11 protein-coding genes are annotated in these 13,843 nt (G+C 60.4%); 1 reads left to right on the top strand and 10 read right to left on the bottom strand.

The window, feature by feature from the left end; translation table 11 throughout:
- Window positions 1–198 precede the first annotated feature (198 nt).
- The 10 genes from AC3IUA_RS07065 to edd form a co-directional block, all read right to left on the bottom strand.
- Window positions 199–1,545, bottom strand: a complete 1,347-nt coding sequence (locus AC3IUA_RS07065; RefSeq protein WP_489359746.1) for a carbohydrate porin — start codon at window positions 1,543–1,545, stop codon at window positions 199–201.
- 111 nt (window positions 1,546–1,656) lie between these two features.
- Window positions 1,657–2,817 carry an ABC transporter ATP-binding protein gene (locus tag AC3IUA_RS07060; RefSeq protein WP_489359745.1) on the bottom strand — a complete coding sequence of 387 codons (1,161 nt, stop codon included), beginning with the start codon at window positions 2,815–2,817 and terminating at the stop codon, window positions 1,657–1,659.
- Between the two features lie 3 nt (window positions 2,818–2,820).
- The gene (locus AC3IUA_RS07055) at window positions 2,821–3,666 is read right to left on the bottom strand and encodes a carbohydrate ABC transporter permease (RefSeq protein WP_489359744.1); all 846 of its coding nucleotides are present in this window, start codon (window positions 3,664–3,666) and stop codon (window positions 2,821–2,823) included.
- Entirely contained in the window at window positions 3,659–4,567 is a 909-nt protein-coding gene (locus tag AC3IUA_RS07050) for a carbohydrate ABC transporter permease (RefSeq protein ID WP_489359743.1), read from the bottom strand. Before AC3IUA_RS07050 ends, AC3IUA_RS07055 begins: the two co-directional genes overlap by 8 nt.
- Window positions 4,568–4,691: 124 nt before the next feature.
- Window positions 4,692–5,972: an ABC transporter substrate-binding protein gene (locus AC3IUA_RS07045; RefSeq protein WP_489359742.1), complete on the bottom strand. Its 1,281-nt coding sequence runs from the start codon at window positions 5,970–5,972 to the stop codon at window positions 4,692–4,694.
- 116 nt (window positions 5,973–6,088) lie between these two features.
- Window positions 6,089–7,348, bottom strand: coding sequence for a D-mannose isomerase (locus AC3IUA_RS07040; RefSeq protein ID WP_489359741.1), 1,260 nt, complete (start codon window positions 7,346–7,348; stop codon window positions 6,089–6,091).
- A gap of 159 nt (window positions 7,349–7,507) precedes the next feature.
- On the bottom strand, window positions 7,508–8,977 hold the full coding sequence (locus tag AC3IUA_RS07035; RefSeq protein ID WP_489359740.1) for an ATP-binding protein: 1,470 nt from the start codon (window positions 8,975–8,977) through the stop codon (window positions 7,508–7,510).
- Window positions 8,967–9,698 (bottom strand): response regulator, encoded by a 732-nt coding sequence (locus AC3IUA_RS07030; protein ID WP_489359739.1) that lies wholly within the window; start codon window positions 9,696–9,698, stop codon window positions 8,967–8,969. Before AC3IUA_RS07030 ends, AC3IUA_RS07035 begins: the two co-directional genes overlap by 11 nt.
- A 96-nt stretch (window positions 9,699–9,794) precedes the next feature.
- Window positions 9,795–10,751, bottom strand: a complete 957-nt coding sequence (locus AC3IUA_RS07025; RefSeq protein WP_489359738.1) for a glucokinase — start codon at window positions 10,749–10,751, stop codon at window positions 9,795–9,797.
- A complete protein-coding gene (edd, locus tag AC3IUA_RS07020; RefSeq protein WP_489359737.1) occupies window positions 10,748–12,574 on the bottom strand; it encodes a phosphogluconate dehydratase in 1,827 nt (608 codons plus the stop codon). Before edd ends, AC3IUA_RS07025 begins: the two co-directional genes overlap by 4 nt.
- Window positions 12,575–12,795: 221 nt before the next feature.
- Between edd and gap the strand changes: the two genes are divergently transcribed.
- Window positions 12,796–13,794, top strand: coding sequence for a type I glyceraldehyde-3-phosphate dehydrogenase (gene gap / locus AC3IUA_RS07015; protein WP_489359736.1), 999 nt, complete (start codon window positions 12,796–12,798; stop codon window positions 13,792–13,794).
- Window positions 13,795–13,843: the final 49 nt, after the last annotated feature.

Raw genomic sequence — 13,843 nt, 5'->3', positions numbered from 1 at the left:
CCAGTGGAGATCATTTGTGGCGAGGGGGCTTGTCGGAACGCCGCATCGCCTCGTTCGGCTGCGCAGCAGTCGTAAAACTTGTGAATGCGGTTTGCCTGACAAAATGTGGTTGCTGGTTTTAGGACCGCTTCGCGCTCCAGCGGGGGCAAGCCCCCTCGCCACAATGCGCACAAAGAGAGGGAGCTTATCGCAGCTGAGTTAGAACACCGACTGAATTTTCAAGCCGGCGACGATCGCGTCGTCGACCTGGTCCACACCACCGGGGTGCTTCACGTATTGCAGGTTCGGACGCACGGTCAGCCAGTTGGTAACGTGGAAGCCGTAGTTGATCTCGGCGTTGTACTCGGTGTCCCGGACTGGCATGAAGCCTGGGTTGTCATAGTCGTCGATACCGTTGACGGCGTTGATCAGTTTGGTGTTTTTCTGCACATCTTCATTGACATGGATGCGAGCGATACCGATGCCCACGTCGTCTTTCGAACGTGCGTTGAACGGTCCTTTGTAGACCAGCATCAGCTGCTGGTAGTTGTCGACGACGTTGGTGTCCTTGTCATGGAAGGTGGCGTTGGCGGCAATGTTCAGGCCGCGACTCTTGTCACCGTTGTGGTCGGTGAGTTGCTGCTGCGCCACGAGCCAGTAGCCGTGCTTGCTGCTGTGGCTACGATAGGCGTTGCCGCTCGTTGCCGCATCCTGACCATTGGAGTCCTTCAAGACATCGTTAGCCTTGGCGGTGCTTTTGTAGTAACCGACGCGGTACTCGCCCGGCAGGCTATTGACGTCAGGTGACCAGACCAGTTCGACCGGAATGATGGTGCCTGCGGTACCGCTGCCGCTGAGTTTGAAACCATTGCCGGTTTCCAGTTGCGACGGGTTCTGGTTGTACGCACCGATCTGCGCGTAAAGCTCGGGCGTGATGTTGTACTTCACACGGATCGCCGCTTGGCTGACGGGCCAGTTGTACCAGATGTCGCCGACCCAGTTACCCACTTGCGAGCCGCAGAACGCCAGGTTCTGGAATTCGCACGGGAAGCTGTTGAAGTCTTCGCCTTCGCCGAAATAACCGGCCTTGATGTCCAGCGCGCCGTCGAAGTACTTCTGCTTGACCCACAACTGAGTCAGGCGCCAGGTCTGGCCACGCCCCCAGACTTCCTGCGAGGAACTGAGAGTGCCGGCACGCGGATCGCCGATGCGGTCGTTGGAGATGTTGCGGCCACTACGCTCGGTAATCGCCAGTTTGAATTCGGCGTCGTGCCAGCCGAAGATTTTTTCCAGATCCAGTTTCGCGCCAATGGCGAACTGATCGCTGTAACGCGCCGTGGTGTCGTCGTTGTAACCGCCCTTGAGGTTGGAACCGACTTCGCCCACATACTCCAGCGTGAAGTCGTAACCGGCCTCGATCAGCCTGGTCCGCTCGCCGCCCCAATCACCCGTCATCCATTGCGACTCGGAGCTGAACGCTTCAGCAGCATGCACGCTGCCTGCCAGACTCATCAGCGCAATGGCTGACAACTGGCAGATAAGCTGAGCGTTGTTCTTCTTCATCATCCCTACATCCTCGTCATTATTGTTATTAGCTTTTTTTCTAACGCGGTTTACATCGGTTGCGGCGGACGAAAAGCGATCCGCCGGGTACCCCCAGTGGGACATTTTTAATCTTCAGCGCCCTTTGAATTGCGCGACGTTGGCACTGTGAGTCTCGGTTTTTGGTAGACCGGCAGCCCCCAGGCGTTCTCCGGTCCTGGCGTCGAACAGCAGCACTTTGGATGGATCGAATTGCAGGGTCAGGGTCTCGCCCACTTGCGGCGCGACATCCGGCGCCAGACGGCAGCAGACCTTGGTCTCGTTGAGATTGACGAACACCAGGGTGTCCGGCCCGGTCGGCTCGGTGACCTGGACTTCGGCTCGAATAACCGGCAGGCCATTAGGCTCGTTCGGCGCCAGCACGATTTGCTCTGGACGCATGCCAAGGATCACTTCGCGATCTTCGAGTCCGGCGTCCTGCATGCCCAGCGGCAGTTCGCAGCGCGCCTGGCCGCTGTCGAGCAGCGCCAGCAGGCGGCCTTCCTTGCGTTGCAGACGCAGCGGGATAAAGTTCATCGGCGGTGAGCCAATGAAGCTGGCGACGAACAGGTTGGCCGGGTCGTTGTAAATCTGCTTCGGCGTACCGAACTGCTGAATGATCCCGTCCTTCATCACCGCAACCTTGTCACCCAGGGTCATGGCTTCGATCTGGTCGTGGGTGACGTAGACCGTGGTGGTTTTCAGGCGCTGGTGCATCAGTTTCATTTCGGTGCGCATCTCGACCCGCAGCTTGGCGTCGAGGTTGGACAGCGGTTCGTCGAACAGATAAATCTTCGGTCGCCGGGCCAATGCGCGGCCCATGGCCACTCGCTGTTGTTGACCACCGGAGAGCTGGCCGGGTTTGCGCCCGAGCAGGTGTTCGATTTGCAGCAGTTTGGCAACCCGGGCGACTTCTTCTTCGATCTCGGCCGCCGGCATTTTGCGGATCTTCAAACCGAAGGCGATGTTGTCGCGCACGCTCATGGTCGGGTACAGCGCATAGGACTGAAAGACCATGGCGATGTCCCGGTCCTTGGGGCTCATGCCACTGATGTCGGAGTCGTCCACCAGGATCGAACCGCCGCTGATGTTTTCCAGGCCGGCGATGCAGTTCATCAAGGTCGACTTGCCACAGCCGGACGGGCCGACGAGGATCAGGAACTCACCGTCATCGATCTTCAGTTCGATGTTTTTCAGGGTGTCCGGCAAACCGCTGCCGTAGGTTTTGTTGACGTTGCGTAATTCGAGAGTTGCCATGGTTTACCCCTTGACCGCGCCGGACGTCAGCCCACGCAGGAAATACTTGCCAGCGAATATGTAGACCAGCAGTGTCGGCAGCCCGGCGATCATCGCCGCTGCCATATCAACGTTGTATTCCTTGGCCCCGGTGCTGGTGTTGACCAGGTTGTTCAGGGCCACGGTGATCGGTTGCGCATCGCCGCTGGCGAACACCACCCCGAACAGAAAGTCGTTCCAGATCTGGGTGAACTGCCAGATCAGGCAGACCATGATGATCGGCACCGACATCGGCAGCAGGATCCGCCCGAAGATGGTGAAGAACCCCGCACCGTCCAGCCGCGCGGCCTTGACCAGCGCATCGGGGATGCTTACGTAGTAGTTGCGGAAGAACAGCGTGGTGAACGCCAGGCCGTAGACCACGTGCACCAGCACAAGGCCCGTGGTGGTGTTCGCCAGGCCGAGCTTGCCGACGGTGAACGAGGCCGGCAGCAGCACGGTCTGGAACGGCAGGAAGCAACCGAACAGCAACAGTCCGAAGAACAGTTGCGAGCCACGGAAGCGCCACATCGACAGCACGTAGCCGTTCATCGCGCCAACAAAGGTCGAGATCAACACCGCTGGAACGGTGATTTTCACCGAGTTCCAGAAGTAACCGCCGACCGTGTCCCAGGCCTTGATCCAGCCAATGCCGTCGATCACTTGCGGCCAGCTCAGGAGATTGCCGGTGCGGATGTCATCGGGGCTCTTGAAGCTGGTCAGCAGCATCACCACCAGCGGGATCAGGTACACCGCGGCAGCCAGCAACAAGGTCGCGTAGATGGCCACGCGGCTCAGGCTCAGGGCCGGTTTGCCAAGCTGATTACTCATGGCGCTTACCTCGCAATTCGGAGTACAGGTACGGCACCAGAATCGCCAGGATCGCGCCAAGCATCATCATCGCGCTGGCTGAACCGATACCCATCTGGCCACGGCTGAAGGTGAAGGAATACATGAACATCGCCGGCAAATCGGAGGAGTAACCCGGGCCGCCCGCGGTCATTGCCGCCACCAGGTCGAAGCTCTTGATCGCGATGTGCGCGAGGATCATGAAGGCGCTGAAAAACACCGGACGCAGGCTCGGCAGGACGATGCGCAGATAGATGGTCGGCAGGCTCGCACCATCGACCTGGGCGGCGCGGATGATCGACTGATCGACCCCGCGCAAACCGGCCAGGAACATCGCCATGACAAAACCCGAGGCCTGCCAGACCGCGGCGATCACCAGGCAATAGACCACCCGGTCCTGATCCACCAGCCAATCCAGGCGGAAGCCTTCCCAGCCCCAGTCACGCATCATTTTGTCCAGACCCAGGCCCGGGTTGAGCAGCCACTTCCAGGCGGTGCCGGTAACGATCATCGACAGCGCCATCGGGTACAGGTAGATGGTGCGGATGAAGCCTTCCTTGCGAATTCGCTGGTCCAGCAGCACCGCGAGAAACACCCCGAGCACCAGGCTGATTCCGATGAACATGCCACCGAAGACCGCGAGGTTCTTGCTCGCGACCCACCAGCGGTCGTTGTCCATCAAGCGCATGTATTGCTGCAGGCCGACCCACTTGTAGCTCGGCATGAAGCTGGAGTTGGTGAAGGACAGAACGAACGTCCAGATTATGTAACCGTAGAAACCGACCAGCACGATCAGCATGCTTGGCGCCAGCACCAACTTCGGTAGCCAGCGCTGCAGCGCATCGAACGGTGAGGTTTTGCGCAATACCGCCACAGAGCTCATCGGAAAACTCCTGTTGTAGAAGTGAAATCCAGACCGAGCGCCTCCAGCAGCATGGGCCGGGGCTCATGCCGTACAGGCAACGGTGAGGGGTTGGCCGCAGGTATGCCTGCGGCGGGTGCAGCTGTTACATCGCGGCCTTGATCGCCGAAGATATCTGCTTGCCGGCCTTGGCCGGGTCGGCATTCTTGTCGCTCATGAAGTTGGTCACTACGTCGAAGATCGCGCCCTGTACCGCCAGACTCGTGGCCATGTTGTGAGCCATGCTCGGCTCCAGCTTGCCGTTCTTGTCCGCTTCGGCGAAGTCCTTCGCCGAAGCCTGGCCACAGGCGTCGAACTTGCTCATGTCCAAGTCATTGCGAACCGGGATCGAGCCTTTGTTCTGGTTGAACACGTACTGGAACTCAGGCTCCAGAGCGATCTTCGCCACGTCGTTTTGCGCCGCGATATTGCCCGGGGTGTTGTTCTTCGCCGACAGCTTGAACATCGCCAGGGAGTCGATGTTGTAGGTGTAGCTGCCTTGGGTGCCGGGGAACGGCACGCATTGATAATCCTTGCCGGCGACCTTGTCGGCCGCGGTCCATTCACTCTTGGCCCAGTCGCCCATGATCTGCATGCCGGCCTTGCCGTTGATGACTTCGGCAGCAGCGATGTTCCAGTCACGCCCGGCGCGGTTTTCGTCCATGTAACCGCCGACTCTTTTCAGGGCGGTGAAGACTTCAACCATCTTCTCGCCGGTCAGGGTTTTTTCGTCGAGGTCGATGAAGGCTTTCTTGTAGCCATCGGCGCCCATGATGCTCAGCACCAGGCCCTCGAACACCGTGCTGTCCTGCCAAGGCTGACCGCCATGGGCCAGCGGGATGAAACCGGCGGCCCTGAGCTTGTCGCCAGCGACATAGAATTCTTCGAGGGTGGTCGGGGCTTTGTCGATGCCGGCTTTCTTGAAGACTTCCGGGTTGATCCACAGCCAGTTGACCCGGTGAATGTTCACCGGCACGGCGACGTAATGCCCGTCGTATTTCATGGTGTCGGAAACGGTCTTGGAGAGCAGCTTGTCCCAGTTGTTCTGGCTGGAGACTTCATCGAGGTTGGTCAGCAGACCCAGTGCGCCCCACTCTTGCAGGTCCGGACCTTTGATCTGCGCCGCAGAAGGCGGGTTGCCAGAGACAGCGCGGGTTTTCAGCACCGTCATGGCCGCGGCACCGCCACCACCGGCGACAGCGCTGTCCTTCCATTCATAGCCGTCTTTTTCAACGAGATCTTTCAGGACTTTGACAGCTTTGGCTTCACCACCCGAGGTCCACCAATGCACAACTTCCACCGTGCCTTTGGCATCGGCAGCAAGGGCGCTGAGAGGAAATAACGAGGCGAGAGAAATGACTGTGGCGAGGCGAGTGATCGCATTCATCTGAAGTACCTTTCTTGTTGTTATGCATGCAAGTCTGGTGCTTGCGCTGCATAGGATTTTAACCAGGGTCTTGGCCTTCGCAGGTAACGAAGGGATGCGTAAATGTCACCACATGGTTACACAGCCGCGCTCCCGGATAACCGCGCCAACGCGGTGGCCATGCTCGGCGCCAACGGCAAGCGGGGCAGCAGGACGGCTTGCCAGGCGTGATAGAGATCGGGTTTGCCAGCCCAGATATCGGCACTCGGCCGGTTCTGCGGGTCCAGTTCGTGATGCCAGCTGCCGTTGACCCGGTCGATCAACCGGCTTTCGTTGAATTCCCAGAAGCGCCGATACCAGGTTTCGTAACGCTGCTCCCCGGTGCGTTTGAGCAAGGCACTGGCGGCGGCGCTGGCTTCGGCATGGGTCCAGTGCAAGCGCTGGCGAACCACCGGGCGTTTGTCCCAGCCCAGGGTGTAGACGATGCCCGGTGCGCCATCGACCTCCCAGCCGTGAAGACAATTGTTCTCGAACAGTTTTTGCGCGTCGATCAACAACCACTCAGGGGTCGCCAGCCCCAACCCATGGCGCGCCGCTTCAAGGTGCAGCACCAGTCGCGCCCATTCGAAACCGTGACCGGGAGTGGTGCCGTAGGGGCGAAAGCCGTCGGCAGGATTGTCCTGGTTGTATTCGCGTAGCGGCTGCCAGTGACGATCGAAATGCTCGATGACCATGAACTCATTGGCCGCAGCATGGGTATGAATCACTCGCTCGACGACGCGCAAGGCGCGGTCCAGCCAGCGGTTGTCCCGAGTGACATCCGCCAGGGCCAGAAAGGCCTCGGTTGCGTGCATATTGCTGTTGGCGCCGCGATAAGCCTCCTCAAAGTGCCAGTCGCGATTGAAGGATTCGCCCATGGCGCCCTCCTTCTCGCTCCAGAAATGCTCGTCGATCACCTTGATTGCCTCCGCCAGCAAGGCCTGTGCACCCGGGCGCCCGGCGACTACCGCAGAGCTGGCAGCCAGTGCAATAAAGGCATGCAGGTAGGCGGCTTTGTCCGTGTTGCCATCGCGGTGGAACGGCGCAGCAAACCAGCCACCGTGTTCGGTGTCACGCAGCGGTCCGCTCAGGGCGGTGATGCCATGGTCAATCAACCCGGCAAAGCCGGGAATGCCCTGGATGTGCGCCATGGCAAAGCTGTGAGTCATACGCGCGGTGTTTATGGTGTCGGCTTGGGCATTGATCGGCAGGCAGCCCAGATAGTCGAGATTGCCGAAGCCTTCGGCGACCTTCGAAGCCTTGGCAAATGCCAGCAGACGCTGGCCTTCGGCGGCGAGCCAGGCGTGGTGGGCAGGTGCGTTCAGCCAACTGCCGAACGCAGGAGCAGTAGTGTCCATTGCGGGTGCCTTTTTTGTTGTTATGACTGACTGGAGTCTAAACAAGGCCTGTGAAAATGCAGGTCACGAAGGACCGGAGAAATGTCACCGATCGGTGACATAAGATCAAAAGATCGCAGCCTGCGGCAGCTCCTACGGGCGGCGAGCCGCGATATCAACTCAATCCACTGACCGCGGCAAATGCAATGTCACTCGCAACCCGCCTTCGCGCATATTTTGCAAACTCACTTCCCCACCATGGCTGTGGGCAATGTTGCGGGCGATGCCCAGTCCCAGGCCATAACCCTGCTGCTGACCGGCCAGCCGGAAGTGCGGTTCAAAGCACTGTTCCAGACGCTGCTCGGGGACGCCGGGGCCTTCATCATCGACATGCAGGATAAACGCGCTGTCATCGTCGTCGATGTGCAGATGAGCCCTCTGCCCGTACTTCAGTGCGTTGTCGATCAGGTTGCCGATGCAGCGCTTGAGCGCCAGTGGCTTGCCAGGATAGGTGGCCAGCGCCCGCCCCTGCAGAGTCACGCGACCATTGCCGTTGGGCGCCAGATAGGGTTCGACCAGACAATCGAGCACATGGTTGAGATCTACCGGCTCGATGTTTTCATGAATATCGGTGTCCTTGACGCATTGCAGCGCGCCCTTGACCAGCAACTCCAGTTCATCGAGGTCGCGGCCGAACTTGGCTTGCAACGGCTCATCCTCCAGCAGCTCGACCCGCAGCCGCAGGCGGGTAATCGGCGTGCGCAAGTCATGGGAAATGGCGCTGAACAACTGGCTGCGCTCGGTCAGGTAGCGGCTGATGCGCTCGCGCATGGCATTGAAAGCGCGGCCGACCTCGACCACTTCGCTGCCCCCGCCCTGCGCCACCGGTTCGACTTCCGCGCCCAGTGACATATCCCTTGCAGCCCGCGCCAGGCGCTTGAGCGGTCGGCTCTGCCAGTGCACCAGCAGGCCGATGAACAGCAGCAGAAAACTGCTGGTCAGCACAATGAACCACACCTGCTGCGACGGCAGCCCTTGCGCTTCGAGGCTGGTGTAGGGCTCGGGCAACAGTGAGGCGATGTACAGCCATTCGCCCGGGGCCAACTGGATTTGCGTCACCAGCACCGGCGGGTTCACCGGTTCCAGGGTCAACGCGTAATGAGCCCAGGAGCGCGGCAGTTCATCGAGTTTCAAACCACCGTTGAAGATTCGCAAGTCATCGGCACTGACGAATTGCACCGAGATAACGGCATCATTGCCCAGGGACTGGCGCAGCACCTCTTCCACCGCCTTGAGCACCGCTTGCTTGCGCGGCGTCGGCGCCAGCACTTCCATGCCCAGTGGCTTGTCGTTGAGAGTCACGACGAAACGCGTCCCGCCCATGCTGCGCAGTTGGTCGAGCACCAACGGCCGGTAAGCCACCGGCAAGGAGCGGAAATAACTGACGCTGGCGGTCATCGAATGCGCCAGGCTGCGGGCGCTGGTAACCAGGCCTTCGAGCTGAGTGGCGCGCAGTTGCGACACCCAGATCACACTCGACAGGGCCTGCGCGACCAGCACCGCGAGCAAGGTCAGCAGCAACATCCGCCCCAGCAACGAGCGCGGTACCGGCACGCGCCGGGCGATCCGGCCGAAGAACTCAGTGACCATTGCTGGCAACCACATTGGCGGCCAATTGATATCCGCTGCCGCGTACCGTGCGGATCAAGCGGGGTGGTTTGTCGGTGTCGCGCAAACGCTGGCGCAAGCGACTGACCGCCATGTCGACGATCCGGTCCAGGGGCATCAGATCGCGGCCGCGAGTAGCGTTGCCGATGGTGTCGCGGTCGAGAATTTCCTGGGGGTGATCGAGGAACAGTTTCAGCAAGGCGAAATCGGCGCCGGACAAAATCACTTCTTCGCCATCATTATGAAACAGCCGATGGCTGACCATATCCAGGCGCCACTCATCGAAGCACAACACCTCGCCGCCGGAGCGCTCCTGGCCGAACTGGGCCCGACGCAGCAATGCTTTGATCCGCGCCTGCAGTTCACGGGGGCTGAAGGGTTTGCCGAGGTAGTCGTCGGCCCCCAGCTCCAGACCGATGACCCGGTCGGCTTCGTCGGAACTGGCGGTGAGCATGATGATCGGCACCTGGGCCTGGCGCGGGTGCTGGCGAATCCACCGGCACAGGCTGAAGCCGTCTTCGTCCGGCAGCATCACGTCGAGGATCACCAGGTCGCTCGGCGCCTCGTTCAAGGCCTGGCGAAACCCGGCACCGTCGGGCGTGGTCCGCACCTGAAAACCGGCGCGACTGAGATAGGTGTCCAGCAACTCGCGTATCTCTTGATCGTCATCGACCAACAAAATCGACTTGTTGACTGAGCTCACGAGGGTCGTCCTTATTGTTATGGATAGAGCGGATTATGCCTTAACAACATCTTGTGGCGAGGGAGCAAGCTCCCTCGCCACAGGGGCTCATTTCAATCAGGCAACCGCCTGTTCCAGGGCCACACCCGCGCCGGTCAATCCGGAGTACGGCGCCGTCACCAGCCACACCGGAATGCCCTTGAAGTAATCGCTCATGCAGCCCTTGTCGGCGAAGCATCGGGCAAAACCACTCGCCAGGAAGAAGTCGGCAAACCGCGGGACGACCCCTCCGACGATATACACCCCGCCCCGCCCGCCACTGGTCAGCACATTGTTGCCGGCAACGCGGCCGAGCCAGCAGCAGAACTGCTCCAGCACTTCCAGGGCAATCGGGTCACCCGCCAGCCCGGCAGCGGTGATCGCTTCCGGGGTATCGAGGACTGGCTCATGCCCGTCCACCGCGCAAATCGCCCGATAGACTCGCGGCAAACCACTGCCGCTCAACGCCGTTTCAGCGCTGACATGCCCGATCTCGTTGAAGATGTGCTGCCACAACCGGGTTTCCCGCGGACTGCTCAGTGGCAAATCGACGTGCCCGCCTTCACCCGCCAAGGCCATCCAGCGACCTTCGCCGAGATCGAGCAATGTACCCACACCCAGACCGGTACCAGGGCCGATCACCACCGCCGGGCGCAACGGCTCGGGAGTCCCTTCGCAGACCACCCGGAATTCGCCCGGCTGCAATCGGGTCATGCCCAGGGCCATGGCCGAGAAGTCGTTGACCAGCAACAGCTGATCGACCGCCAGGGTCTGGCAGAAGGCCTGGCGACTCAGCCTCCAGTGATTGTTGGTGAAGCGAAATTCATCGCCACCCACGGGACCTGCCACCGACAGGCACACCGCGCCGATCGAACCGGGCGCCAGGCCCAGTCCGTTCAGATAGACGCCAATGGCCGCTTCCGGGTTGGCGTAATCGGCCGTCGCCAGCACCTGGATCGACTCCAGTCGCTGGTCTTTCCACAACGCAAAACGTGCATTGGTTCCACCAATGTCACCGACCAGCGCTAACTTCACTTAAGCGTCTCCAGGGCAGAGGTAAAGGCGCTGGCGCCCTGCTCTGCCGAGCTGAAGGCCATGCGCATGAAACCGAACAATTCACGACCGCAGCCAATACCGTTATCCAGCAAGCCCTTGGCCGGTTCACGCGCGGCGAATTCATCGGCGTCCACCATAAGCTGCAAGGTGCCTTTGACGCCATCGACCCGGATGATATCGCCATCGCGCACCCGCGCCAGCGCGCCACCGACAAAGGCCTCGGGACAGACATGGATCGCTGCCGGGATCTTCCCGGAAGCGCCGGACATGCGCCCGTCGGTGACCAGTGCGACCTTGAAGCCGCGATCCTGCAGCACGCCGAGGAATGGCGTCATCTTGTGCAGCTCCGGCATGCCGTTGGAACGCGGCCCCTGGAAGCGCATCACCGCGACAAAGTCCTTCTCCAGAAGACCGGCCTTGAAGGCATCGGCCAGGTCCTGCTGATCCTGGAACACCATTGCCGGCGCTTCGACGATCTGATGCTCAGGCGCAACCGCCGAGACCTTCATCACGCCACGCCCGAGGTTGCCTTCCATCACCCGCAGACCGCCTTCCGGCGAGAACGCCCGGGCCACCGGGCGCAGGATATTTTCGTCGAGGCTATCGCTCGGGCCTTCACGCCAGACCAGCTCACCGTTATCGAGGAACGGCTCCTTGGTGTAGCGGCTCAGGCCGTGGCCGGCCACGGTGTTGACGTTTTCGTGGAGCAATCCCGCAGCCAGCAATTCACGGATCAGGAACGACATACCGCCTGCGGCCTGGAAGTGGTTGATGTCGGCCTTGCCGTTCGGATAGACGTGGGACAGGGTCGGCACCACTTCGGAAAGGTCGGCCATGTCCTGCCAGGTCAGCTGGATACCCGCGGCCATGGCGATCGCCGGCATGTGCAGGGTGTGGTTGGTCGAGCCGCCGGTGGCGTGCAGGGCAACGATCGAGTTGACCAGCGAACGCTCGTCGACGATTTCGCCCAACGGCATGAAGTTGCCGCTTTGCTTGGTCAGACGGGTGATCTGATGCGCGGCTTCGCGGTTCAGGGCGTCGCGCAAGGGTGTGTTCGGGTTGACGAAAGAAGCGCCTGGCAAGTGCAGGCCCATGACTTCCATCAGCAACTGGTTGGTGTTGGCGGTGCCGTAGAAGGTGCAAGTGCCGGGGCTGTGGTAGGACTTCATCTCCGTTTCCAGCAGCTCCTCACGGGTCGCCTTGCCTTCGGCATAACGCTGGCGGACGTCGGCTTTTTCCTTGTTGGAAATCCCTGAGACCATCGGCCCGCCGGGGACAAAGATCGTCGGCAGGTGACCGAAGCGCAATGCGCCCATCATCAGACCGGGAACGATCTTGTCGCAGATACCGAGCATGATCGCCGCGTCGAACATGTTGTGGGACAGCGCCACGGCGGTCGACATCGCGATCACTTCGCGGCTGGCGATACCCAGCTCCATTCCTGGCTCGCCCTGGGTCACGCCATCACACATGGCCGGCACACCACCGGCGAACTGACCGACCGAGCCGATCTCGCGCAGTGCGTGTTTGAGTTGTTCCGGGTAGTGCTCGTACGGCTGATGCGCCGAGAGCATGTCGTTATATGACGAAACTATTGCCACGTTGGCGGCGTTCATCATTCGCAGGTTGTTTTTGTCTTCAGTGCCACACGCGGCTACGCCGTGGGCGAAGTTGGCACATTGCAGTCTGGCGCGTTGCGGGCCATCGCTGGCGGCACCGCGAATCAAGGCCAGGTAAGCCTCACGAGTAGCGCGACTGCGGGAAATAAGCCGTTCGGTGACCTCAAGGACGCGGGGATGCATGTGTAGAACTCCAGGCTAACGGATGTGGCGACCTGATTGTCTATGCTGACTGAAGAGGTCTGCGCTTGGCATTGCAGACGTGGTTTCAATCATTCGGACCAGTTGATTCAGGTCACTCGTTGTAGATAAGACAAAATATTGCCACTAAAAAGGCTTGTTTTCTATTTTTTTACGAATAATCTTGTTATTCCAACAACAAAACGACGACAGGCACCTTTCAAATGACTCTACGAATTGCCATCAATGGTTTTGGCCGTATTGGCCGCAACGTCCTTCGAGCACTCTATACCCAAGGTTACCGCCAGGATCTGCAGATCGTCGCCATCAACGATCTGGGGGACAGCGCGATGAATGCCCACTTGCTCAAGTACGACACCGTGCACGGCACCTTCGATGCCGATGTGCAGCACGATCGGGAAAGCCTGACCGTCAACGGTGACCGGATTGCCGTCAGCGCCATCCGCAACCCGGCCGAGTTGCCGTGGGCTGCCGAGAAGATCGACGTTGTCTTCGAATGCACCGGTCTGTTCACTGACCGTGACAAAGCCGCCGCGCATATTACTGCCGGGGCCCGCAAAGTGATTATCTCGGCACCGGCCAAAGGTGCCGACGCCACCGTGGTTTACGGGGTCAACCACGACATTCTGCGCCCGTCGCACCAGATCATCTCCAACGCGTCATGCACCACCAACTGCCTGGCCCCCATCGCCCAGGTGCTGCACCGCGAGCTGGGCATCGAAAGCGGCTTGATGACCACTATCCACGCCTACACCAACGATCAGCACCTGACTGACGTTTATCATGTCGACCCGTATCGTGCGCGTTCGGCCACCCAGAACATGATCCCGAGCAAGACCGGCGCCGCCGAAGCGGTGGGCCTGGTACTGCCGGAACTGGCGGGCAAACTGACCGGTATGTCGGTGCGCGTACCGGTGATCAACGTGTCGCTGGTGGACCTGACCGTGCAGCTCAAAAGAGAAGCGAGCGCCGATGAAGTCAACGCGCTGCTCAAGGAAGCCAGCCAGCACTCGAAGATCCTCGGCTACAACACCCTGCCGCTGGTCTCCAGTGACTTCAACCACAACCCGCTGTCGTCGATTTTCGATGCCAACCACACCAAGTCCAGCGGCAAGCTGCTCAAGGTGCTGGCCTGGTACGACAACGAATGGGGCTTCTCCAACCGCATGCTCGACAATTGCCTGGCACTCTGCAACGCGTAGGAGCTGCCGCAGGCTGCGATCTTTTGAGCTTCTCTGCAACACCGAATAA

Source organism: Pseudomonas sp. KH_050, assembly GCF_057838875.1.
The sequence above is the reverse complement of the archived record's forward strand: the minus strand, read 5'-3'. Positions and strand labels throughout refer to the sequence as shown.